Origin of the sequence: Pelobacter propionicus DSM 2379, from assembly GCF_000015045.1 — a bacterium.
Lineage (GTDB): Bacteria > Desulfobacterota > Desulfuromonadia > Geobacterales > Pseudopelobacteraceae > Pseudopelobacter > Pseudopelobacter propionicus.
In genome coordinates, this window is the sequence record NC_008609.1 from 1,861,251 (window position 1) to 1,884,692 (window position 23,442).

At 60.3% G+C, this 23,442-nt stretch carries 22 protein-coding genes; 15 read left to right on the plus strand and 7 right to left on the minus strand.

The genetic code is table 11. The features are described from left to right. Positions 1–3 precede the first annotated feature (3 nt). From PPRO_RS08625 to holA, 4 genes are all read left to right on the plus strand, one after another. Positions 4–615, plus strand: coding sequence for a chemotaxis protein CheW (locus PPRO_RS08625; protein WP_011735619.1), 612 nt, complete (start codon positions 4–6; stop codon positions 613–615). Between the two features lie 65 nt (positions 616–680). Beyond that, positions 681–3,152 (plus strand): leucine--tRNA ligase, encoded by a 2,472-nt coding sequence (gene leuS, locus PPRO_RS08630; RefSeq protein ID WP_011735620.1) that lies wholly within the window; start codon positions 681–683, stop codon positions 3,150–3,152. 11 nt (positions 3,153–3,163) lie between these two features. Beyond that, positions 3,164–3,751, plus strand: a complete 588-nt coding sequence (lptE, locus tag PPRO_RS08635) for an LPS assembly lipoprotein LptE (protein WP_011735621.1) — start codon at positions 3,164–3,166, stop codon at positions 3,749–3,751. A 1-nt stretch (position 3,752) separates the two neighbouring features. Next, positions 3,753–4,769, plus strand: coding sequence for a DNA polymerase III subunit delta (gene holA / locus PPRO_RS08640; RefSeq protein ID WP_011735622.1), 1,017 nt, complete (start codon positions 3,753–3,755; stop codon positions 4,767–4,769). A 242-nt stretch (positions 4,770–5,011) separates the two neighbouring features. Here holA and PPRO_RS08645 read toward each other — a convergent pair whose 3' ends face one another. From PPRO_RS08645 to clpB, 4 genes are all read right to left on the minus strand, one after another. Further along, the gene (locus PPRO_RS08645; RefSeq protein ID WP_011735623.1) at positions 5,012–5,221 is read right to left on the minus strand and encodes a hypothetical protein; all 210 of its coding nucleotides are present in this window, start codon (positions 5,219–5,221) and stop codon (positions 5,012–5,014) included. 78 nt (positions 5,222–5,299) lie between these two features. Continuing rightward, positions 5,300–5,584: a chorismate mutase gene (locus tag PPRO_RS08650; protein WP_011735624.1), complete on the minus strand. Its 285-nt coding sequence runs from the start codon at positions 5,582–5,584 to the stop codon at positions 5,300–5,302. A 12-nt stretch (positions 5,585–5,596) separates the two neighbouring features. Then, complete coding sequence (nadB, locus tag PPRO_RS08655; protein ID WP_011735625.1) at positions 5,597–7,192, minus strand: L-aspartate oxidase; 1,596 nt, start codon at positions 7,190–7,192, stop codon at positions 5,597–5,599. A gap of 361 nt (positions 7,193–7,553) precedes the next feature. Continuing rightward, positions 7,554–10,175: an ATP-dependent chaperone ClpB gene (clpB, locus tag PPRO_RS08660; RefSeq protein ID WP_011735626.1), complete on the minus strand. Its 2,622-nt coding sequence runs from the start codon at positions 10,173–10,175 to the stop codon at positions 7,554–7,556. 262 nt (positions 10,176–10,437) lie between these two features. On the opposite strand from clpB, the gene malQ reads away from it, so the two are divergent. The 10 genes from malQ to glyA all read left to right on the plus strand — a co-directional run bounded on the left by malQ (position 10,438) and on the right by glyA (position 19,557). Then, positions 10,438–11,931: a 4-alpha-glucanotransferase gene (gene malQ / locus PPRO_RS08665; RefSeq protein WP_011735627.1), complete on the plus strand. Its 1,494-nt coding sequence runs from the start codon at positions 10,438–10,440 to the stop codon at positions 11,929–11,931. 169 nt (positions 11,932–12,100) lie between these two features. Beyond that, positions 12,101–12,643, plus strand: coding sequence for a YceD family protein (locus PPRO_RS08670; RefSeq protein WP_011735628.1), 543 nt, complete (start codon positions 12,101–12,103; stop codon positions 12,641–12,643). A 51-nt stretch (positions 12,644–12,694) separates the two neighbouring features. Then, a complete protein-coding gene (rpmF, locus tag PPRO_RS08675; RefSeq protein WP_011735629.1) occupies positions 12,695–12,880 on the plus strand; it encodes a 50S ribosomal protein L32 in 186 nt (61 codons plus the stop codon). 33 nt (positions 12,881–12,913) lie between these two features. Beyond that, positions 12,914–13,954, plus strand: coding sequence for a phosphate acyltransferase PlsX (gene plsX, locus PPRO_RS08680; protein WP_011735630.1), 1,041 nt, complete (start codon positions 12,914–12,916; stop codon positions 13,952–13,954). A 422-nt stretch (positions 13,955–14,376) separates the two neighbouring features. Next, complete coding sequence (gene fabD / locus PPRO_RS08685) at positions 14,377–15,297, plus strand: ACP S-malonyltransferase (protein WP_011735632.1); 921 nt, start codon at positions 14,377–14,379, stop codon at positions 15,295–15,297. Between the two features lie 33 nt (positions 15,298–15,330). Continuing rightward, positions 15,331–16,068 (plus strand): 3-oxoacyl-[acyl-carrier-protein] reductase, encoded by a 738-nt coding sequence (fabG, locus tag PPRO_RS08690; protein WP_011735633.1) that lies wholly within the window; start codon positions 15,331–15,333, stop codon positions 16,066–16,068. Positions 16,069–16,179: 111 nt separating this feature from the next. Continuing rightward, a complete protein-coding gene (gene acpP / locus PPRO_RS08695; RefSeq protein WP_011735634.1) occupies positions 16,180–16,413 on the plus strand; it encodes an acyl carrier protein in 234 nt (77 codons plus the stop codon). Positions 16,414–16,524: 111 nt separating this feature from the next. Beyond that, positions 16,525–17,757 carry a beta-ketoacyl-ACP synthase II gene (fabF, locus tag PPRO_RS08700; RefSeq protein ID WP_011735635.1) on the plus strand — a complete coding sequence of 411 codons (1,233 nt, stop codon included), beginning with the start codon at positions 16,525–16,527 and terminating at the stop codon, positions 17,755–17,757. A gap of 14 nt (positions 17,758–17,771) precedes the next feature. Continuing rightward, positions 17,772–18,218 (plus strand): ribose 5-phosphate isomerase B, encoded by a 447-nt coding sequence (gene rpiB, locus PPRO_RS08705; RefSeq protein WP_011735636.1) that lies wholly within the window; start codon positions 17,772–17,774, stop codon positions 18,216–18,218. A 97-nt stretch (positions 18,219–18,315) separates the two neighbouring features. Next, positions 18,316–19,557, plus strand: a complete 1,242-nt coding sequence (gene glyA, locus PPRO_RS08710; protein ID WP_011735637.1) for a serine hydroxymethyltransferase — start codon at positions 18,316–18,318, stop codon at positions 19,555–19,557. Positions 19,558–19,688: 131 nt separating this feature from the next. On the opposite strand, the gene PPRO_RS08715 is transcribed toward glyA, so the two are convergent. Together PPRO_RS08715 and PPRO_RS19460 are read right to left on the minus strand one after the other, a co-directional pair. Further along, positions 19,689–20,372, minus strand: a complete 684-nt coding sequence (locus tag PPRO_RS08715; RefSeq protein ID WP_011735638.1) for an HAD family hydrolase — start codon at positions 20,370–20,372, stop codon at positions 19,689–19,691. Positions 20,373–20,565: 193 nt separating this feature from the next. Continuing rightward, positions 20,566–20,946 (minus strand): VanZ family protein, encoded by a 381-nt coding sequence (locus PPRO_RS19460; protein ID WP_011735639.1) that lies wholly within the window; start codon positions 20,944–20,946, stop codon positions 20,566–20,568. 354 nt (positions 20,947–21,300) lie between these two features. Between PPRO_RS19460 and ispG the strand changes: the two genes are divergently transcribed. After that, positions 21,301–22,347, plus strand: a complete 1,047-nt coding sequence (ispG, locus tag PPRO_RS08725) for a flavodoxin-dependent (E)-4-hydroxy-3-methylbut-2-enyl-diphosphate synthase (RefSeq protein ID WP_011735640.1) — start codon at positions 21,301–21,303, stop codon at positions 22,345–22,347. 137 nt (positions 22,348–22,484) lie between these two features. Here ispG and PPRO_RS08730 read toward each other — a convergent pair whose 3' ends face one another. Next, positions 22,485–23,006, minus strand: coding sequence for a hypothetical protein (locus tag PPRO_RS08730; RefSeq protein WP_011735641.1), 522 nt, complete (start codon positions 23,004–23,006; stop codon positions 22,485–22,487). Between the last annotated feature and the right edge of the window lie 436 nt (positions 23,007–23,442).

Genomic DNA, 23,442 nt, shown 5'->3' on the forward strand with positions numbered 1-23,442 from the left:
GCCATGAACCATTCAGGAACGGATGACCGCGCAGCCATGAGTCCGCCCGGGCACGGCCCATCTTACGCGCCGCTGGAGCTTGTCCTGGCGGGCCGCCGTGCCGCGGGATGCCAGGGAGGACCCGGAACAACGCCGGATGACCGTCTAAGGGCGACGTCCGAACAGCTGGAAATGCTCCGTGTCGACATCTGCCGGGAGTGCTACGGCATCGACATTATGGCCATCAGGGAGGTCATCAAGCCGCGACGGGTAACCGAGATTCCCTGGACTCCGGCCCATGTCCTGGGGGTGATCTCCCTGCGCGGCTCCATGGTTCCCGTTGTCGGCATGGCCCAACGCCTGGGAATGGAGCCGTCCCACGGTGCTGGCAGTGAGCGGGTTGTGGTGGTCAGGTGTTCCCGCGGACTGGTGGGGTTGCAGGTGGAACAGGTCGGCCAGGTCGTTAGCGTGGCCAGGCGAAACATCCAGCCCCCCTGCTTCCCGCCGGGCAAGAGAGGGCCGGAGTTCGTCAGCGGCATCGCCCATCTGGATGGCCTCGCCATCGGTCTGCTGGATGTGGAACGGGTCGCGGACCTGGACGACCTGATCAATCAGGAACGTGAATGGGCGATGTGACCGTCGCCGGCGCCAAGTTTATTTAAAGGATGAATTATCACAGGGAATCAGGAAAGGAAACGAGCGTGGAACAGAAATACAATCCAGCGGCGGTTGAGCAGAAATGGCAGCAGCAGTGGGAGACCGGCGCTTCATTTGCAGTTAATGAACAGAGTGACAGGCCCAAATACTACCTGCTGGAGATGTTTCCCTACCCCTCGGGCAGGATCCACATGGGTCATGTGCGCAACTACTCCATCGGCGATGTCATCGGCCGCTTCAAGCGCATGCGCGGATTCAACGTGTTGCACCCCATGGGATGGGACGCCTTCGGCATGCCGGCCGAGAACGCCGCCATACAGAACAAGAGCCATCCCGCCAAGTGGACCTACGAGAACATCGACTACATGCGCGGCCAGCTGAAGAAGATGGGGCTCTCCTACGACTGGGGGAGGGAACTGGCCACCTGCGACCTGGAATACTACCGCTGGGAGCAGAAGATCTTCCTGGAGATGTTCGCCAAGGGGCTGGCCTACAAGAAGACCTCCTATGTCAACTGGTGCCCCACATGCGAGACCGTGCTGGCCAACGAACAGGTGGAGGACGGCGCCTGCTGGCGCTGCGACAGTCCGGTACAGCAGAAGGAGCTGGATCAGTGGTTCTTCCGCATCACCCAGTATGCCGAGGAACTGCTCTCGTACACCGAGAAGCTCCCCGGCTGGCCCGAGCGGGTGCTGGTCATGCAGAAGAACTGGATCGGCAAGAGCCATGGTTGCGAGGTGGATTTCCCCCTGGAGGGGGGGACGGGCTCGGTCAGGGTCTTCACCACCCGCCCGGACACGCTCTTCGGCGCCACCTTCATGTCCCTGGCGCCCGAGCATCCCCAGGCCCGTGAGCTGACCACGCCGGATCGCCGGGATGAGGTGGAGCGCTTCATCGAAAAGGTAAGGAACACCGACCGGAGCAAGCGCACCGCCGACGACTACGAGAAGGAGGGGGTATTCACCGGCTCCTACTGCATCAACCCCCTGACCCAGGTGCGCATGCCGATCTATCTGGCCAACTTCGTGTTGACCGATTACGGCACCGGCGCGGTGATGGCGGTCCCGACCCACGACCAGCGTGACTTCGAGTTTGCCAAGAAATACGGCCTGGATCTTAAGGTGGTTATCCAGCCCGAGGGAACGACCCTGGATCCGGCAACCATGGAGGCCGCCTACACCGAGCCGGGCATCATGGTCAACTCCGGGACGTTCGACGGCATGGGGAGCGAGGAGGCAAAGCAGGCCATCGCCGACCACCTGCAGGAGATGGGGGGCGGCACCAAGACCGTCACCTACCGGTTGCGCGACTGGGGCATCTCCCGCCAGCGCTACTGGGGCAACCCGATCCCGGTGATCTACTGCGACTGCTGCGGCGTGGTGCCGGTGCCGGAGAAGGATCTTCCGGTGCGGCTGCCCATGGACGTGGAGTTCACCGGCGAGGGGGGCAGCCCCCTGGCCAGGCTGGAATCCTTCATCAACGTCCCCTGTCCCACCTGCGGGAAGCCGGCCCGCCGCGAGACAGACACCATGGACACCTTTGTGCAGTCCTCCTGGTACTTCCTGCGCTACTGCTGCCCCGATTTCCACGACGCCCCCCTGGACCGCACACGGGTGGATTACTGGATGTCCGTGGACCAGTACATCGGCGGCATCGAGCACGCCGTCTTGCACCTGCTCTACGCCCGCTTCTTCACCAAGGTGCTGCGCGACCTGGGGTATGTTGAGTGCAGCGAGCCGTTCACCAACCTGCTCACCCAGGGGATGGTGATCAAGGACGGCGCCAAGATGAGCAAGTCCAAGGGGAACGTGGTTGACCCCAACGCGCTGATCGAGCGCTACGGCGCCGACACTGCCCGGCTCTTTTCCCTCTTTGCCGCGCCGCCGGAGAAGGACCTGGACTGGAACGACCAGGGCGTTGACGGCTCATTCCGCTTCCTGAACCGGGTCTGGAAACTGGTCAACGACCGCCTGGAGCTGATCTCCGGCGCGGCCCCCCTGGACGTTCCCGGCCTGACAGGGGAAGAGCGCACCCTGCGGCGGGCGGTGCACAAGACCATCCGCAAGGTAACCGAGGATATCGAAGGGCGCTTCCACTTCAACACCGCCATCGCGGCGGTCATGGAGCTTTTGAACGTGCTGCAGTCCGCGGACCTGTCCACACCCCAGGCCGGGGCGGTGATGAAAGAGGCGCTGGAGAGCCTGGTGCTGCTGCTGGCCCCCTTTGTGCCCCATATGGCAGAGGAGCTCTGGCAGCGCATGGGGCAGCCCGGCGCCCTCTCCACAACCCCCTGGCCGGAGTACGACCGGGAGGCTGCCGTGGATGACGAGGTGCTGATGGTTGTGCAGGTCAACGGCAAGCTGCGCTCCAAGATAACCGTGGCTGCCGGGAGCGACGAGGAGAGCTTGAAGGCGCTGGCCCTGGCTGACGACAAGGTTCAGCCGTTCCTGCAGGGGGTCCAGGTGCGCAAGGTCATCTGCGTCAAGGGCAAGCTGGTCAACATCGTGGTAGGGTAGGGAGACAGCCCATGTCAGTTTCAAAACAGATCGCGGGGCGGTCCGGCGTTCGCCGGGCCGCCATGGCCGTTTTTTCCATTGTTGCCCTGATGCTCCTGCTGGCCGGTTGCGGCTATCGACCCGCCGCCACGGCCGGCAATCGCCTGGGGCCCGACCACCGGCTCTGGGTGGCCTTCATCGCCAACGATACCGTCAGCCCCACGGCCCAGACCATCCTGCGTCGGGCCCTGCTGGAAGAGGCCCATATCATGCGGGGTATCGCGCCGGCAGCCAGTTCCGCCGACGCCGACCTTCAGGTGAGCGGCTCCCTGCGCTCCTACTCCTCACGAGCCGTTTCCTACGGCATCTGGGAGGCGGACCAGAACCACGAGCGGGACGAGGACAGGGCCAAGGAATACCGGCTGACCATTGACGTGGAACTGGAGCTGCGCAGCACTCGGGATCCGGGACTGGACTGGAAGGGAACCCTGCGCGCATACCAGGACTATCCCGCCAATAACAACCTGGCCCTGCAACAGAGTGCCGAGGAGAAGGCCCTGGCCGCGGCTTCGCGCAAGATAGCCCAGAAGTTCCTGTTGGCGCTGGAGCAGTCCTACTGACATGACTCCCCAGGAGCTGGAGACATCCATCCGGGGCGGCAGGCTGCCCTTGCTCTGCTACCTCTATGGCGAGGAATCCTTTCTGATCGAGCGTGCCACCCGACTCCTCCTGGAGAAGGCTGTCGACCCGTCCCTCAAGGATTTCAACTTTAACGTGTTCTTCGGCAATGAATCGCGGGGGATCGACATCGTGGATGCGGCCCTGACCCTGCCCATGTTCGCCGAGCGGAGGGCCGTGCTGGTCAAGCGGGCCGAGTTGCTCAAGGTCGACGCCCTGGAGGTTCTGCTGGAGTATCTGCGCAACCCGGCAACGGGCACCTGCCTGGTATTCAACGGCCTGAAGATTGACCAGCGCAAGAAGTTCTTCCAGGAGTTGAAGAAACAGGGGGCGCTGGTGGAGTACAAGCGCCTCTATGAGAACAAGCTCTCCGCGTTCATCCTGGGTGAGGCCAAAACCCAGGGTAAGCCGATGGAGCCGGCCGCCGCCGACCTGCTGTCGTTTCTCATCGGCAACAACCTGCAGGAACTCTCCTCCCAGATCGAGAAGCTGGTGCTCTACGCGGGCGACCGTCCCCGCATCACCCTAGATGACGTGCGCGAAGTGGCCAGCAGCAGCAAGGCCTTCACCGTCTTCGAACTGGCCCGCTATCTGGGGATCAGGGATCTGTCCAGCGCCCTCAAGAGTCTGGACACCCTCTTCCGCAACGGTGAGGAGGTCCCCATGATGCTGGGGGCTCTGGCCCGCCACTTCCGCCAGCTCTGGCGGGTCAGGGAGCTGCTGGACCAGGGGGTTCCCCAGTCCGACATCGGCCGCCAGGTGGGGATCAACCCCTATTTTCTGGGGGAATACCTGCAGCAGGCCAGAAACTTCCCGCGACCCGAGCTGAGCTCCATCTTCGAGGAACTGTACCGCTGCGACCTGGCCTCCAAGAGCGGCGGCCACCCCTACACCCTGATGCACGGCCTGGTGACCGGAATCTGCGGCGGATCTGTGGGGCAGGCCGTGGACGGCGGGTGATTATTCAGCGGTTATTTAAAAGAGCGGATACTCATCTCCCCAATCCTGCCAGATTTCTTCCATAGTCCCGTGTTGCCGGGATGTGGCGCGTATGTGGTGAAGAATCGAATGCACAAAAACGCCGTGGAACCTGTTGATGAACGGTTTCACGGCGTTTTTGCGTATGTATCAGGTATGGGGGGAGAGAATGCCGGGGCGGGCTCTTCTCGCCCTCAGAACAGAGGCATTTCTTCAGTCGTGCCTCAGTCGTCCTTCTTGATGCGCACGACTTGGCTGATCCCGGGCATGGCCTCGATCTCCTGGTCGTTGAGGGTGGCGGTGTCACCGATGACGCCGATGATGGTGCGGTTGGCGCCGGTGGACTGGTGGATGTCGAAATCGCGGTTGATCAGGTACTCCTTGATCTGGTCAAGAGCCTCTTCCGGGGCATGTTTCTTCATGATAATCAGCATGGTATGGAACAACCTCTCAATGGATGCGTAAGGGTAGTCAACATTCACCTCTTCCCACAAAGGAAAGAAGGGGAGCGGCTAGTTTTCCTCTTCGTCGGCGTGGGACATGATCCGCTCCAGGCGCCGGGATTCGTCCACCACCCTCTCGAACAGGCGCACGATGGCGTCGCTGTCAAGGGGACCGGGATTTTCGTCCTTCATGCGGGCGAAGATGCGCTTCTCCCGTGACGGATCGAATACCGGCAGGTTCAACCCCTTCTTGAGGTGGCCGATCTCCAGGGCCAGGCGGGCGCGCTCGTTGAAGATACGCAGCAGCACGTCGTCCAGAAGGTCAATACGTTTTCTGATCCCGTCTATGTCCAAAGTGCTCTCCGTTTAGAATTCTTTCCTGATGAAGGTATCGTGTCTGCAATTCACGTCATCCCGTTCAGGGTGGTCAATGGTGTAGTGCAGGCCGCGCGACTCCTTGCGCATCTGGGCGCAGGCCACGATCAGCTGGGCCACGGTGGCGATGTTGCGCAGTTCGATCAGGTCCGAGGTGATGATGACGTTCCAGTAGTACTCCTCGATCTCGCTCTGGATCAGTTCCACGCGGCGCATGGCCCTGGCCAGGCGCTTGTCCGAGCGGACGATGCCCACGTAGTTCCACATGAAGCGCCGGATCTCGTCCCAGTTATTGGAAACAACCACCATCTCGTCGCTGTTGGTGGCGGTGCCCGAATTCCAGAGCGGTATCTCCACCGCCTCTTGGCGCAGCTGCTTGATCGCCTCCACCGTGTGCCGGTAGGCGCGGTTGGCGTAGACAGCCGCCTCGAGGAGCGAGTTGCTGGCCAGCCGGTTGGCGCCGTGCAGGCCGGTGAAGGTCACCTCGCCGATGGCGTACAGTGCCTTCAGATCGGTCTCGCCGTTGGTGTTGACCGCCACGCCGCCGCACAGGTAATGGGCCGCCGGTACCACCGGCAGCCACTCACTGGTCATGTCCAGACCCAGTTCCAGACAGGTCTGGTAGATGTTGGGGAAACGGTTGCGCACCACGTCGGCCGGCTCGTGGGTGATGTCCAAAAAGACGCAGTCGTCGCCGCTGATCTTCATCTCGTTGTCGATGGCGCGGGCCACGATGTCCCGGGGCGCCAGGTCTTTGAGCTTGTGGTACTTCTCCATGAATGCGGTTCCGTCACGCCGGCGCAGGATGGCCCCTTCGCCGCGCACCGCCTCGGAGATCAGGAACGATTTGCCCTGGGGGTGGAAGAGGGTGGTGGGGTGGAACTGCATGAACTCCATGTTGGCGATGGTGGCCCCGGCCCGGTAGGCCATGGCCACGCCGTCACCCGAGGCAATGTCCGGGTTGCAGGTGTACAGGTAGACCTTGCCCGCCCCGCCGCTGGCCATAAGCGTGATCTGGGACGAGAAGGTCTTGACCACCTTCCCCTTGATGTCCAGCACATAGGCGCCCAGACAGCGGTTTTCACAGGGGGGCACGTTGCAGATCTTGGCGGAGGTGATCAGGTCGATGGCGATGTGGTGTTCATGGATGGTGATGTTTTTGTGGTTGCGGGCCGCCTCCACCAGGGCGCGCTGAATCTCGCGGCCGGTGATGTCCTCGGCGTGCAGAATGCGCCGGGCGCTGTGCCCCCCCTCGCGGGTAAGGTCGTAGCTGGAACCCTTGGTGGTGAACTTGACCCCCCAGTCGATCAGGTTCCTGATGGTCTGGGGGCCTTCCTCAACAACCATGCGTACCACGTCCTCGTGACAGATACCTGCTCCGGCAACCATGGTGTCGTTGATGTGGGCGTCGAACGAATCCTCGGACGAGATGACAGAGGCGATCCCCCCCTGAGCATAGTTCGTGGCTGATTCCGAAACATCATACTTGGTGACAAGTGCAACGCGGCCATGATCTGCTGCCTGGAGGGCATAGGAGAGGCCGGCGATGCCGCTGCCGATCACGAGAAAATCACTTTCGATACGCATGTCAGGGGATCCCCTTGCGGATAAGGTGGATAAAACGTCTGGATTATTGTCTCCTGCTGCCGGTTTGTCAAGCAGAGAGGGACCCTGTGTACCAGGCATCCTACCGTGCAGGGAGGGTGGAAATGATGTTTTTTCAGCAGCCGCAGGGGCGGTGTCGGTATAACCAGTTGATTAACATTCAAAAGTGGAATCTGTTGTCACTGATTCCGCGCAGGTGGCCGTCACAGCCGGGATGGGGATGAATGTGTGAATTATCCTGGGACCATGGCAACTCTGTATGACAAAAGCCGGGGATCGACATCCGTCACTCCCCGGCTTTCTCTCCTTTTATTCCTCCCTTTGAAGGGGAAGAAGGATCAGCTTACGATGAGGTCTGAATTCCCGCCTCCAGCACGAGTTCACCATCCCTCAGGTCCACCCGCAGTTCGCCCCCCTCGGCTATTGTTCCGCCGATGATCGCTCGGGCTACTCTGGTCTCCAGTTCACGCTGCAGGAAGCGCTTCAGCGGGCGGGCGCCGTAGACCGGGTCGTAGCCGCTCGTGGCGATGAAGCGCTTTGCCTCGTCGCTTAAGGTGAGGGTTATCTGGCGCTCCCTGAGGCGCAGAATCAGCTGCTGTGCCAAAAGGTCGGTGATCTTGACGATCTCGTCCGGATGCAGCGGCTTGAAGAGCACGATGTCGTCCACACGGTTGAGAAATTCGGGGCGGAATCCTGCCCTGAGCTCGTTCATCACCATCCTGCGGGCATTGTCGCGGATATCCCCCTCAGGGGTGATACCCTCGATCAGGTGCGGCGCACCGATGTTGGAGGTCATGATGATAACCGTGTTCTTGAAGTTCACTGTCCTGCCGTGGCTGTCCGTGACCCGGCCGTCGTCCAGGATCTGCAGCAGGATGTTGAACACATCCGGGTGGGCCTTTTCGATCTCGTCGAAGAGGAGCACACAGTACGGTTTGCGCCGCACCGCCTCGGTCAGCTGCCCCCCCTCCTCGTACCCCACGTAGCCGGGAGGAGCGCCGATCAGGCGCGATACGGCGAACTTCTCCATGTATTCCGACATGTCGATGCGCACCATGTTGTCTTCCGAGTCGAACAGCGCCTCGGCCAGGGTGCGGGCCAGCTCGGTCTTGCCCACACCGGTGGGGCCCAGAAAAATGAACGAACCAATGGGGCGGTGCGGGTCCTTGATGCCGGAGCGGGCTCTGAGCACGGCATCGGAAACCAGACGCACCGCCTCGTCCTGGCCGATGACCCGCTGGTGCAGGATGTCCTCCAGCCGGAGCAGCTTCTCCCGCTCCCCCTCCACCAGCCGCATGACCGGTATGCCGGTCCAGTTGGCCACGATCTGGGCGATCTCGTCCTCGGTCACCTCTTCCCTGAGCAGCTTCTGTCCTCCCTGGTTGGCGGCCAGGGTGGCCTCCTCGTTGTGCAGAGCCTTCTCCAAGCCGGGCATCTCCGAGTACTTCAGTTTTGAGGCCAGTTCCAGGTTGCTGTCCCGCTCGGCCTGTTCGATGTCGTGGCGGGTCTTCTCGATCTGCTCTCGTAGACCCTGGATGCGCTGGATGGCGCACTTCTCCGTTTCGTACTGGGCACGCATGGCGTTGGCCCGTTCCCGGTCGTCGGCCAGTTCCCTGCGCAGAGCCTTCAGCCGCTCCTGGCTGGCGCGGTCCTTCTCCTTCTTCAGGGCCACCTCCTCGATCTCCAGCTGCATCACCCGACGGTTGATGGTGTCCAGTTCAGACGGCAGGGAGTCGATCTCCGTGCGCAGCATGGCGCAGGCTTCGTCCACCAGGTCGATGGCCTTGTCCGGCAGGAAACGTTCGGTGATGTAGCGGTTGGAGAGGGTTGCCGCCGCCACCAGGGCCGAGTCCTGTATCTTGATGCCGTGGTGCACCTCGAAGCGCTCACGCAGGCCGCGCAGGATGGAGACCGTGTCCTCCACCGTGGGCTGCTCCACCAGCACCGGCTGGAAGCGCCGTTCCAGGGCAGCGTCTTTCTCGATATGTTGGCGGTACTCGTCCAGGGTGGTGGCGCCGATGCAGTGCAACTCACCCCGGGCCAGCATCGGCTTGAGCATGTTGCCGGCATCCATGGCCCCTTCGGCCTTGCCGGCGCCGACGATGGTGTGCAGTTCGTCGATGAAGAGGATGATGCGCCCCTCTCCCTCCTTGACCTCGTTGAGCACCGCCTTCAGTCGCTCCTCGAACTCGCCGCGGTACTTGGCCCCGGCGATGAGCGATCCCATGTCCAGTGCGAAGATGGTCTTCTTCTTCAACCCTTCAGGGACGTCGCCGCGCACGATGCGCTGGGCCAGTCCCTCCACGATGGCGGTCTTGCCCACACCCGGTTCGCCAATCAGCACCGGGTTGTTCTTGGTCTTGCGGGAGAGGATGCGGATCACCCGGCGGATGTCCTCGTCCCGGCCGATGACCGGGTCAAGCTTGCCGCTCCTGGCCTGCTTTACCAGGTCGCGGCCGTACTTCTCCAGCGCCTCGTAGCTGGCCTCGGGGTTCTGGCTCTGCACCCGCTGGTTGCCACGCACGTCGGTGAGCGCCTTGAGCAGCTTCTCTCTTTCCAGGCCAACCTGCTTCAGCAGCCTGCCGGCAGGGCTCTTGTCCCCCTCGGCCACCAGGGCCATCAGCAGGTGCTCCACGGAGACGTACTCGTCTTTGAGCCGTTTTGCCTCGTTTTCCGCCTCCACCAGGATGCGGGAGAGGCGCTGTGAGACGTAGATCTTGCCCGGTTCCGCTCCCGGTCCGGACACGCGGGGCCGCCGCTCCAGTTCCCCTTCGATCTCCTTCTCCAAGTGTTCAGGCCTGATATCCATGCGCCGCAGCAGGCGGGGGACCAGCCCGTCGGCCTGGTTCACCAGCGACCAGAGCAGGTGCTCGCCATCCACCTCCACGTGGCCGTAGGTTACCGCCTTGCTCTGCGCTTCCGCGAACGCTTCCTGGGATTTCTGTGTCAACCGGTTTATGTCCATATCCAATTCCTCTCTTTTAGTTCCGAAAAACTGTCCCCACTTCGTGAGCCACGCCAACCCATCCCGCTTGAGAGGGGATTCAACGTTTCGCTTCAGTTAAAACGGTAAGCACAGCTGGAACATAATTCAAGGAGCAAAACACGCTGGGGTATAAACAGTTTTTATTTGCAATGCCACGGCGATTATGGGTATGGTTCCTCGCATCGCGCCGAAGTCTTCAGCGGGCTTATCCGGACAGACCATCGATGGGAGGCAAACAACCATGCTGACGGCCAGAACCTGCGGAGTACTGCTTCATCCGACGTCGTTGCCGGGAAGGGGGGGCATCGGATCCCTGGGGGAAGATGCTCGCTGTTTCGTCGACCTGCTGGCGGACATGGGCATGTCGCTCTGGCAGGTGCTGCCGCTGACCCCTCCAGCCTGTGGCAACTCTCCCTACTCGGCCTTTTCCGCCTTTGCCGGTAACCCGCTGCTGATCGATTGCGATCAACTGGTGGCGGAGGGGGACCTGGCGGAGTACTCCCCCCCTGACGTCCCATCCACGGAGCGGGTGGATTTCGGCTCGGTCATCGAGTCCAAGCTGGCTCTCCTGCGCCGGGCAGCCAGCGCCTTCTTCGCCGCGGGCGTAACCGGGCGGATGGAAGAATTCTGGCGCTTCTGCGATACCAACACCTGGCTGCATGACTACGCTCTCTTCATGGCCATCAAGGAGCAGCGGAACGGTGCCAGCTGGCATCGCTGGCCAGCCGCCATGGCGCGGCACACGCCGGCAATGTACGAGAAGCTCTCCGTGCAACTGGGGCCGGAGATCGGCGTCCAGAAGTACATGCAGTGGCAGTTTTTCCGCCAGTGGCGTTCGCTGCGCGACTACGCCGCCAGCCGGGGGATCAGGCTGGTGGGCGACATGCCGCTTTTCGTGGCCTACGATTCCGCCGATGTCTGGAGCAGGCGTTCCCTCTTCTTGCTTGATGAAAAAGGCCGCCCTCTGTGTATGGCAGGGGTACCGCCCGACTATTTCAGCGCAACGGGCCAGTTGTGGGGCAATCCGCTCTATGACTGGCAGGCGCTTGAGGGGCATGGGTTCGATTGGTGGATCGAGCGCTTCCGCCACCTGTTCACCCTCTACGATGCCGTGCGCATCGACCATTTCCGCGGCTTCGAGGCTGCCTGGCATGTTCCCGCCGGCGAGCGGACCGCCAAACGGGGCGCCTGGGTGGAAGGGCCGGGGAGGGCTTTCTTCGACGCCGTCGGCGCGTCTCTGGGGAAACTGCCTATCATTGCCGAAGACCTGGGAGAGATCACCCCGGCTGTGGAGGAACTGCGCGACCGCTACGGCTTTCCCGGCATGAAGATTCTCCAGTTCGCCTTCGACTCCGGCCCGGCCAATCCCTATCTGCCGCACAACCACACCAGGAGCTGCGTGGTGTACACCGGTACCCACGACAACTGCACCACCAGGGGGTGGTACGACGGCCTCTCTCTCGAACAGCGCCGGGAGGTGCGGCACTACATCGGCTGCGCGTCGGAAAAAATTGTGGAAGGAATGCTCAGGATGGCGCTGATGTCCGTGGCTGACACGGTTATTCTTCCCTTTCAGGACCTGCTCGGCCTGCCCGCCGATGCGCGCATGAACGTTCCCGGAACAGCCGAAGGTAACTGGGGATGGCGTTTTTCCTGGGATATGGTTCCACGGCGCCTGGGGGCCGACCTGGCCGAGATGGTGAAACGGTATGGGCGCAGTATGGGCAAGTTCTGATAACTTACTGAATTATAGCGTGTTTTATGCGCTGTTTAGCCGGAATGGGAAGCGGCAAGCTGGTGTTGTCAGGATTCCGGGTAAATAGTCTTGACAAACGGTATCCATTGCATATACTTGCATGCTTTGATTTTACTGTACTATCGCCAGGCATAATGGAAGCCATCACGTGAAGATATCCATCGATCATATAAGTGAAAAACCCCTCGCGCTGCACAGCCAGGAACCGGCTCTGTCGTTTCCGCTCCTGGCGCAGATGCAGGCCGACGGTACCTGCTCCTTCATTGGTCCCGTCCGCTGCGACGCGACCGTGGTGCGCGAATACGATCACGTGCGGGTGACGGGGCGCATCACGGTGCCGGTGGCGCTGGTCTGTTCACGCTGCCTCGTCGACTACGAGTCCCTGCTGGATTCGTCCTTCACCATCATCTTCAGGAAGGCGACGGCCGAGGAAGGTGTTCTGGAGGAGGAGACCGAACTCAGCGAACAGGATCTGATCGCATCCTGTTACCATGGCGACGAGATCGACATGACCCACGAGATCGAAGAACAGATTTCCATGGAAGTACCCGTTCAGCCGCTCTGCGGCGACAGCTGCAAGGGGCTCTGCCCCGAGTGTGGAACCGACCTGAATCACGACACCTGTTCCTGCTCAGCCAGCCAGTTTAATTTCAAGTTCAGTGCACTCAAGGATTTCAAGGCGTCCAGATAACACATACCATGGTGGCGGACGATCCGCTCCACCGGAAAAAGGAGAGACAGCATGGCGGTACCCAAGAAAAAAACATCCAAATCACGTAAAAACATGAGAAGGGCACATGATTTTCTCACGACCCAGTCCGTCTCGGTCTGCCCCCAGTGCAAATCCCCCAAACTGCCCCACCGTGTCTGCCCCACCTGCGGCACCTACAAGGGAAAAGAAGTACTCGACGTTGCCAAAGCCTCGTAAGGTTTGCGACCCGTCGTGACACCATCAGGGGTAATGAGAATAGCTGTTGACGCAATGGGTGGCGACAATGCCCCGACTATCGAGGTCGAAGGCGCTGTCGCCGCCTGTCGTGAATTCGGCATCCCCATAACGCTGGTTGGAGACCAGGAACGGCTCAGGAAGGAATTGGAGCTACACCACTGTTCCGGGCTGGATATCGATATCTTCCATGCCAGCGAAGTGGTCGGGATGCATGACTCCGCGTCCGATGCCATACGGCGCAAGAAAAACTCGTCGGTTCGGCTGGCATTTGAACTGGTGAAAGAGGGAAAGGCCTGCGCCGCGGTGAGTGCCGGAAACTCCGGTGCCACCATGGCCGCGGGCATGTTCGTGCTCAAGCGTATCAAGGGAATTGATCGTCCGGCCATCGCCCAGGTTTTTCCCACCCTGAAGGGGAAGACGCTGGTGCTGGACATTGGCGGCACGGTGGACTGCAAGCCGATCCATCTGGCGCAGTTCGCCATCATGGGTGAGGTGTACGCCCGTTACGTCATGGGGATTGCCGATCCGGTGGTTGGCCTTCTATCCAATGGTGAGGAAGAGTCCAAGGGCAACGAACTGACCCGTGAAACCAACACCCTGCTGCGCAAAACATCGCTGAACTATGCCGGCTATATCGAGGGGCGTGACATATTCAAGGGGCAGATCGATGTGGTGGTCTGCGACGGCTTCGTGGGCAACATCGTTCTGAAACTGTCCGAGGGGTTGGCCGATGCTGCCGGCCGCATGCTCAAGCAGGAGATTCTGAAGAGTTGGGTCTCCAAGCTGGGCTATCTGTTCGTGCGCGGCGCGTTCAAGCGTTTCAGGAGAATCGTCGACTACGCCGAATACGGTGGAGCGCCTCTTTTGGGAATCAACGGCGTGGGCATGATCTGCCACGGTGGCTCCAGTGTCAAGGCGATCAAAAACGCCATCCGTCTGGCAGAGGAGTATGCGCGCAATGGCGTGGCCGAGCATGTGGTGGAAAAACTCTCCGAAAACCATATAGAGTCCCTGCAGCGGGACAATGCCAAGCTTCAGGCGGTCGGCGAGTGAATATTCTCCAACCGGGAATCAGGATTTCTTCCTCTGGCTTGTCTGCTCAAGCCAGGAGACCATTCAATGGGGATGGCGAACAGCCGCCGGAACCCTGGTCGTGCGCCGTCATGGGTGCCGCACCTGCTACACTCTCCCCTTCTGTTTCCCGCGTTCCCCCCCATCAACTCCAGCAACAGCACCACTGTTCCTTGCGGTCCGCACCCCCGCACAACCATTGTTTCATACGCCGCTGGAACAGGGAACTGTTTCCCCATGGTGCTTTTTCCGCGTCCAGGCCATGGGGAGGGAGTGCGCCCCGCGGGATGTTCGACCCGGGCAGTGTTTCGCGCTGTCCCGGTTTCTGATCCCCCGGCGGAGCTTTGGCAATTGACTTCAATTGCGCTATAGTGAAGAATCCACATGATTGATGAGGTAATCACATGAGAAAGACGGCTTTTGTTTTTCCTGGTCAAGGCTCGCAATACCCGGGTATGGGCAAGGAACTGTTCGATACCTACCGGGTTTCCCGTGAGGTCTTTGAAGAGGCCGATGAAGCCCTCGGACTGAAGCTTTCCACCCTCTGCTTCGAGGGGGGAGAAGATGAACTGAAGCTGACCGCCAACACCCAGCCCGCTATCCTGACCACCAGCATCGCCATCCTGAAGGCTCTTCTGCAGGAAACCGGCCTTAAACCCGATTACGTTGCCGGCCACTCTCTGGGCGAGTTTTCTGCCTTGGTCTGCACCGGAACCCTGTCCCTGGCCGATGCGGTGCGCACGGTGCGCTCACGCGGCTTCTTCATGCAGGACGCGGTTCCCGTGGGAACCGGTGCCATGGCGGCAATCTTGAGCGTCAGTGCCGAAGTGCTGGACGAGATCTGCCAGGAGGCTGCCCAGGGGGAGATCGTCGCTCCCGCCAACTTCAACTCGCCCGGACAGGTCGTTATCGCCGGCCATTCCGGTGCTGTCCACCGTGCTATCACCATAGCCAAGGAGCGGGGGTTCAAGAAGGCGCTCATGCTTCCGGTTAGCGCACCATTCCACTGTGCGCTGATGCAACCGGCGGCTGAAAGGCTTGCCGAGGTGCTTGAACGGGTAAAGTTCGCCCATGTCAAGGTGCCCTATGTTGCCAATGCTGATGCGGAACCCAATACCAACCGCACCAGAATCAAGCCGCTGCTCATAACCCAGGTCTGCGCGCCGGTGCTCTGGGAACAGTCGGTCAGGAAAATGGCGTCTCTGGGCGTGGAACGATTCGTTGAGATCGGTCCCGGCAAGGTCCTGTCCGGCCTTGTTAAGCGGATCGCCAAGGAGAGCCTGGTTGACAATGTGGAGAATATTGCCACCCTTAAGGCTCTATAAACCAACAAACATGATTTCTGAAGGAGGAAGGTTATGGTTAAAGACAGGGTTGCCGTTGTAACCGGGGCGTCGCGCGGTATCGGACGCAGCATAGCGCTTGCTCTTGCGGCCGGCGGGGCCAAGATTGTTGCCGCGGATGTTAGTCTGGAAGGGTGCCAGGAGTTGGTGGATGAACTGGCCGCCCAGGGTACCGAAGGTCTTGCCGTCCAGTGCAACGTCACGTCCAGCCAGGATGCCGAGCGCCTCATCGATGCCGCCGTGGCGAAGTTCGGCCGTGTCGACATCCTGATCAACAACGCCGGAATCACCCGCGACGGCATGCTCATGCGCATGAAGGACGAAGAGTGGGACGCCGTACTCTCCATCAACCTGAAGGGCGCTTTCGTATGCACCCGTGCGGTGTGCAAGGTGATGACCAAACAACGCTCGGGCAGGATCATCAACATCGCCTCCATCGTAGGCCAGATGGGCAATGCCGGGCAGGCCAACTACTGCGCCAGCAAGGCCGGCCTGATCGGGCTGACCAAGTCCAATGCCCGCGAACTGGCCCGTCGTTCAATCACCGTCAACGCCGTTGCTCCCGGGTTCATCGCCACCGCCATGACCGACGCCCTGCCCGAAAAGGTGCGTAATGAACTGGCCGCCCAGATACCGCTGGAGCGCCTGGGAAGCGCCGACGATATTGCCAATGCCGTGCTGTTTCTTGCTTCCGACAATTCCGCCTACATAACCGGACAGGTGCTGGCGGTCAATGGCGGCATGTACATGTAAGGCATGCATTTATGTTTTGACTTTTGCAAAATTCATTGTTAAGAAGGCTCTGCATTTAGCAAGCACACAAAAAAAGAACCTGTACAGGGTTACATCACACGGAGGTGAAAGATGTCTGACATTGCGAAACGAGTAAAAGAGATTGTGGCTGAGCAGCTGGGCGTGGAAGAGTCCCTTGTTGTGCCTGAGGCTTCCTTCATGGATGATCTGGGTGCCGACTCCCTCGACACTGTCGAACTGGTCATGGCTCTTGAAGAAGAATTTGATATCGAGATCCCGGACGAAGACGCCGAGAAGATCCAGTCGGTTAACGACGCCATTGAGTATATCACCGAGCACGCCTAGAAAATCAGCGTACCTTGGAGAGGGAGAGGGGACTAGCTCCCCTCTTTCTCGTTTTTGCCTTTCTTTTTCATATCGATGTACCACAACAGTATAATCTGGGAGTCATACATTATGAGAAGAGTCGTCATTACGGGAGTTGGAACGGTTTCCTCCCTTGGCACCGGCAACAGCGCCAACTGGGATGCGCTGACCAGCGGCACTTGTGGTATCGGTCCGATAACCCGCTTCGATGCATCTGATATTCCGGTAAAGATCGCAGGCGAAGTTAAGGGTTTCAATGCCGAGGACTTCTTTGACAAGAAAGAAGCCAAGAAGATGGATCTGTTCATCCAGTACGCCATGGCTGCCGCCCAGTTTGCCATGACCGATTCCGGCCTTGTCGTGAACGAGGAGAATGCCGAGCGCGTGGGTGTCCTGGTCGGTTCCGGCCTGGGCGGTCTGCCCACCATCGAGAAATACCACATCGCCATGATGGAGGGGGGCGTCAAGAAAATCTCTCCTTTCTTTATCCCCATGCTGCTGATCAACCTTGCCCCCGGCATGATCTCCATCAAATACGGTGCCAAGGGTCCCAATATATCCTCCGTCTCCGCCTGTGCCACCGGCACTCATTCCATTGGCGACGCCTTTCACATCATCAAGCGCGGCGATGCCGACGCCATGATAGCAGGCGGCACGGAATCAACGATCACCCCCCTGGCCGTGGGCGGTTTTGCCGCCATGAAGGCGCTCTCCACCCGAAACGATGCCCCGGAGAAGGCCTCGCGCCCCTTTGACAAGGATCGTGACGGTTTCATCATGGCCGAGGGTGCTGGCATCGTGGTCATGGAGGAATACGAATCCGCCAAGAAACGCGGCGCCAGGATCTACGCCGAGGTTGTCGGCTACGGCCTGAGCGGTGACGCCTATCACATGACCGCGCCTGCTGCCGGCGGCGAGGGGGCCGCGCGCTGCATGAAGATGGCCCTGAACAACGCCGGCGTCAGCCCTGACCAGGTGACCTATATCAATGCCCATGGCACTTCCACGCCGTTCAACGACCTGAACGAGACCCTTGCCATCAAGTCGGTCTTCGGTGGTCACGCCTCGAAACTGATGGTCTCTTCCACCAAGTCCATGACTGGCCACCTGCTGGGCGCCGCTGGCGGGATCGAGGCCGCGATTTGCTGCATGGCCATGGACAAGGGAGTCGTCCCGCCGACCATTAACTACGAGACGCCTGATCCTGAGTTGGATCTGGACTATGTCCCCAACACCGCCCGCAACGCTAGTATTGAATATGCCATGAGCAATTCACTCGGTTTCGGCGGTACCAACGCAACGCTTCTGTTCAAGAAGATCTAGTCGGGGGATCTCTCATGATTGTAATTGGCAGCGATCACGGCGGGCTTGACCTCAAGCAGGCGCTGACGCGCTACCTGGCCGATCGCGCTATCAAAGTCAGCGACATCGGCACCGATAACGGTGATTCCGTGGATTATCCCCGCTTCGGCCTCAAGGTGGCCGAGATGGTGGCTTCCGGCTCTGCCGACCGCGGGATTCTCGTCTGCGGCACAGGAATCGGCATGTCCATTGCCGCTAACAAGGTTCCCGGAATACGGGCCGCACTGGCCACGGATGTCTTCATGGGCCGCATGGCCAAGGAGCACAACAACGCCAATATACTGGTGCTGGGAGGTCGCGTGCTGGACGAGCAGGAGGCCTGTGACATCGTCGGTGTCTGGCTGGACGCAACCTTCGAGGGGGGGCGCCATCAGGGCAGGCTTGACCAGATCGCTGAAATAGAGAAAAAGTACTGTAAATAAGGTTGTTATCATAGATTGTATCGAGCGGGACTTTAATAGAGTCCCGCTTCGTGTTTCCGGAAAAAACTGCGGAGAATCACATTTACAAGGAGATACCATGTCCATCCTTTCCACACTAGACCCTGAAGTTGCCGACGCCATCAGGCTGGAAGCCGACCGCCAGGAGTACAACCTGGAGCTGATCGCCTCGGAGAACTTTGTGTCGACGGCGGTCCTGGAAGCCCAGGGTTCGGTGCTGACCAACAAGTACGCCGAGGGGTATCCCGGCAAACGCTACTACGGCGGATGCCACAACGTCGATATTGTAGAGGCGCTTGCTATTGAACGCGCCAAACAGCTCTTCGACGCCGAGCATGCCAACGTGCAGCCGCATTCCGGCTCCCAGGCAAACATGGCAGTTTACTTTTCCGCCCTCAAGCCGGGTGACACCATCCTGGGGATGAATCTCTCCCATGGAGGTCACCTGACCCACGGCAGCCCGGTGAATTTCTCCGGTCGTTTCTTCAACGTCGTGCCCTATGGCGTCTCTCCGGAAACCCAGACCATCGATTACGCCGAGGTGGAGCGCCTGGCCCTGGAGCATAAGCCAAAAATGATCGTGGTCGGTGCCAGCGCCTACCCGCGCACCATCGACTTCGCCGCCTTCCGTGCCATTGCCGACAAGGTGGGCGCCCTGGTCATGGTCGACATGGCCCATATTGCCGGACTGGTGGCAGCCGGCCTGCACCCCAGCCCGATTCCCCACGCAGAATTCGTAACCACCACCACCCACAAGACCTTGCGCGGTCCGCGGGGCGGCATGATCCTCTGTCAGGAGCGCTTCGCCAAGAGCATCAACTCCCAGATCTTCCCCGGTATCCAGGGTGGGCCGCTGATGCACGTCATTGCCGCCAAGGCGGTTGCCTTCAAGGAAGCCCTGCAGCCGGAATTCAAGCAGTACCAGCAGCAGGTGGTGAACAACGCCAGGACCCTGGCCGAGGAACTGGTGAAGCGCGGCTTCAAGCTGACCAGCGGCGGAACCGACAATCACCTGATGCTGCTGGACTTCTCCGGTACGGAGATCACCGGCAAGGCCGCCGAGGAGGCGCTTGACAAGGCGGGCATTACGGCAAACAAGAATACGGTTCCCTTCGAGACCCGTTCACCCTTTGTTACCTCCGGCATCCGCATCGGCACGCCGGCGGCCACAACCCATGGCCTGAAAGAGGCCGAGATGGTGCTGGTGGCCGGTTTCATCGCCGACGCCGTTGCCAACATCGGCAGCGATGAAACGCTTGCAGCCATCAAGCTGCAGGTCAACCAGTTGATGAAAAAATTTCCCCTCTACGCCAAAGGGTAGGGCGGGTGCTTGGCCTGCGGCCGATACGCTTGCCGACCGTCGGATAGAGACCCATGTTTCACATAGAAAGAGCCCTGGGCTTAAGGCCTCAGGGCTCTTTCTGTATCGGGAGATGAGAGGGGAGCTGCTTCTTACGGCGTGTGGACTCCCCGCAACTGTTCCAGCGACTCCACGATACGGTCCGCCGCGGTCAATTGCCCGGCAGCATAGCTGTTGGTCACCGCGATCACCCGCAGGCCCGCCGACGAGGCGGCGCTGATGCCTGCCGGCGTATCCTCGATGGCAATGGTGTCGGTCGTGCAGAACTCCGACTCAGACCGGCACTCCCTCAGCCTGTCGAAGGAGACCCGATAGCACTCCGGGTCCGGCTTGCTCCTGGCAACATCCTCAGCGGTCACGATTACATCGAAACAGTCGCTGATGCCGAGCAGCTCCAGGATGGGCATGATATCTGACCTGAGGGCGCCGCTGCATATGGCCAGGGGGGCCTTCGCGGTGTGCAGGTCCCTGATCAGTTCGACTACGCCCGGGTAGGCGTTGATTCCTTCCTTGATGACATCCTGGAATATGTCGGCTTTCCTGGCGATGAGCCGCTGCAGTTCCCCGCCCTCCAGAGAGACGCCTCGGGAGCTGAACGCCTCCATGAATGCGTCGCGATCATCGAAGCCCATGTAGGTCTCCACGTACTCCTGCCAGCTGAAGCCCAGACCGCGCGGATCGAGGATCTGCTGAAAAGCCCGGTAGTGCAGCGGTTCCGTATCCACGATAACGCCGTCAAAATCGAAAATAACCGCCCTTGCCTGCATGTTGTTCATAAAAGTCACCATGTTGTCGCCAGCGCCAGTCCGGCGCAGTAATGTGAAGGTCGCGGGATGGCCGCGAACCTGTTTTCCAATGCGCGGCTGCCGGTGACGATCTGGCAGCACGACCACGGGGAATCGTAGCCGGAGGGATTCAGGCAACCGTGATACGCGAAGAGTGGGTACGCAGGGGATATCTGCGGTTGTGTCACCGGCTGCCCCGAATGTATGGCCTGATGCGGGGGAGGAGTACGGCGATGAGTGCTCCGACGGCATCTGCCGCAAAATCGATCGGGTCTGCCTGTCGGTTGGCGGTAAAGCCCTGCAGGATTTCGATCAGGCCTCCGAAGAGGGTGGCGAAGACAAATCCGGTGCAGGCCGATCGGAACGGGGATGCGCAAAACGACCGGCTGGCGCGCAGGACTAGAAACGCCATCACTCCCAGGGCAGCGGCGTGCTGAAGCTTGTCCCACCCCAGAGGGCCCTCCACTCGGGGGGGAGCCGGAGTCAGGGAGAGGTACAGCAGCATGATCGCCCAGACAACCACCAGCAGCAACTTGACCGGGCGTGAAGCGGTATCGATACGCAATGGCTAGGCCTCATGGAATCTTTCCGGGAACGGCCGCCAGGGATAGTCTTTGGTCTCATCCCCATGGCTGATAAATGTTTAATTTAATAGCACTGTTGCCGAGCTGTTGGCAATAGAAAAGGAGAAGGCGTACAGGGCTCGTGGGGGAGTTTCTGCTATCCGTTGTTGCGGTACAAAGCCAGTGAGCCCGTTCCCGGGTCATCAAGCAGCGGTGAGTTGGCGCCGATTTCAACGCTTTTGACGAAAAGAGACGGAGGGACGGCAGATTACGGAAGAGTGCGGCTGGTTTTGCCATGGTTGCGCCGGCTTGTGCTTCTTGACATTTCCTCACCCGATTGGCAGTATGCCAATTCTATGAAAAAAACAACCAGACAGATACGAATCGGTTCCGTTGCCATCGGAGGGGATGCGCCCTGCTCGGTGCAGTCCATGTGCTCCACGGATACCCGCGATGTGGCCGCAACCCTGGCCCAGATCCAGCGGCTGGCAACTGCCGGCTGCGAAATCATCCGCTGCGCAGTGCCGGACATGGATGCGGCGGTCGCCTTGGGACGCATAAAGCGGGAGAGTCCCATCCCTGTGGTTGCCGACATCCATTTCGATTACAAGCTGGCCCTGGCCGTGCTGGAAGGGGGCATCGACGCCCTGCGCCTCAACCCGGGCAACATCGGCGAGAAATGGAAGGTGGCCGAGGTGGTCAAGGCGGCGGCGGAGCGCCAGGTTCCCATCCGCATCGGCGTCAATGCCGGCTCACTGGAAAAGGAACTGCTGGCCAAGTATGGTCACCCAACCGCCGAAGCCATGGTGGAGTCGGCCCTGGGGCATGTGTCAATCCTGGAGGAGCTCGGCTACCGGGAGATCAAGATATCCCTCAAGGCCTCGGATGTGATGAAGACCGTCAGCGCCTACCGTTTACTCTCCCGCAAGGTGGACTACCCCCTGCACATCGGCATCACCGAGGCGGGGACCATATTCTCCGGAACGGTCAAGTCATCGGTGGGGCTGGGTATTCTGCTGGCTGACGGCATCGGCGATACCCTGCGGGTCTCCCTCACCGGCGACGTGCTGGATGAGGTCAGGGTGGGGTACGAGATCTTGAAGAGCCTGGGATTGCGCCAGCGCGGGGTGAATTTCGTATCCTGTCCCACCTGTGGCAGGTGTCAGATCAACCTGGTCAAGGTTGCCGAGGAGGTGGAGCGGCGGCTGCAGGGGGTGGACAAGCGTATCACCGTGGCTGTCATGGGATGTGTGGTCAACGGTCCGGGTGAGGCCCGGGAGGCGGACGTGGGCATTGCCGGCGGCAAGGGGGAGGGGCTCCTCTTCCGTCATGGTGAAATAATCCGCAAGGTCCCCGAGGATCGGCTGGCCGATGCGCTGGTGGAAGAGGTGGAAAATCTGTAAGAAGGCAAACAGGACGCGTCGATAGTTGCTTCCTGACAGGTCGGACCTATCCAGGGACGGGCACCGGTTTCGGCGCCCGTCCCTGTTTTTTTGCGGCATCTTCTTTTATGGGGGGATGCTGGAGCTTGGGAAAGGGGCTAGTGTCTTGCGTGCTGATCTCTCCTGTGGGTTTCCCGGTGATCTCCTCCATGTCGCTTGTAGCTGCGATACTCCGGTCTGAAGAAACGGCCGGTGTTGTGCGCCCGATCATGACGATACTGTCTGTACTCCTGATCCCTGTAGTGGCGGATCTGGCCGATGCTCTGTCTGCGCAGGACGGAGGGAATATTACGTGTTTTGCAGGCTACCCAGGGGCCGTAGTAGGTTCGCCCGCGATACCAGCGCCCGCCATGGTTGTACAGGTAATCCTTCCCCGTGTAGACAAGGTCGTAGGGGGTGCCGATGGCGACGTGGAACCCAATTGCCGGGGTGTAGATGAAGCGAGGTGCCTCGGCTACGACGATCTCCGGCGGCTCTGCGTAGACCGGAACCGGAGGGGGAGGAGGTGCCGCCTGCACCACGACTGGCGCCCCCAGGTTGATGTCTACGTTGACGCCGGCAACTGCGGGAGTTGCGGCGGCGACAAGCAGGGCCAATGAAGCGAGTGAAAACAGTTTCATATCATACCTCCCGATGGTGTTTTCTGTGTATAATGACGCGGGAACACGCCCTGAGGTTACATGTTTTTTTTGCGGCATTGAAAAAATAGACGCTGGCCTCTCCATGCCGCCGTCCCTGCTCAGGGCACAAACGTCAACCCAATAGCGGCAATGCTGGAGGCGTCAAGTGAGTAGGGAAGGGGAGGGTGGGACCGGTGGTTGCGCGTGCGTTTCGGCACAAGCTGGGGGGTAAGCGGGTGTCTTTTCATTAACGCTTTATCCGTCGTCTTCCTTGATTTTTCCGGCTTTCTTGGCTACTATGTGTCGCTTTGTGAAAAGCTCCTTATCGGTCTGTTTTCGCGAGGATCAGTTCAACCGCTGCTCCGGCGCGGCCGGGTCTCTGCTCCTGTTTCCCGGAAAAACGCCGTAAGCAGTACTACTTAACCATACAAGGGGT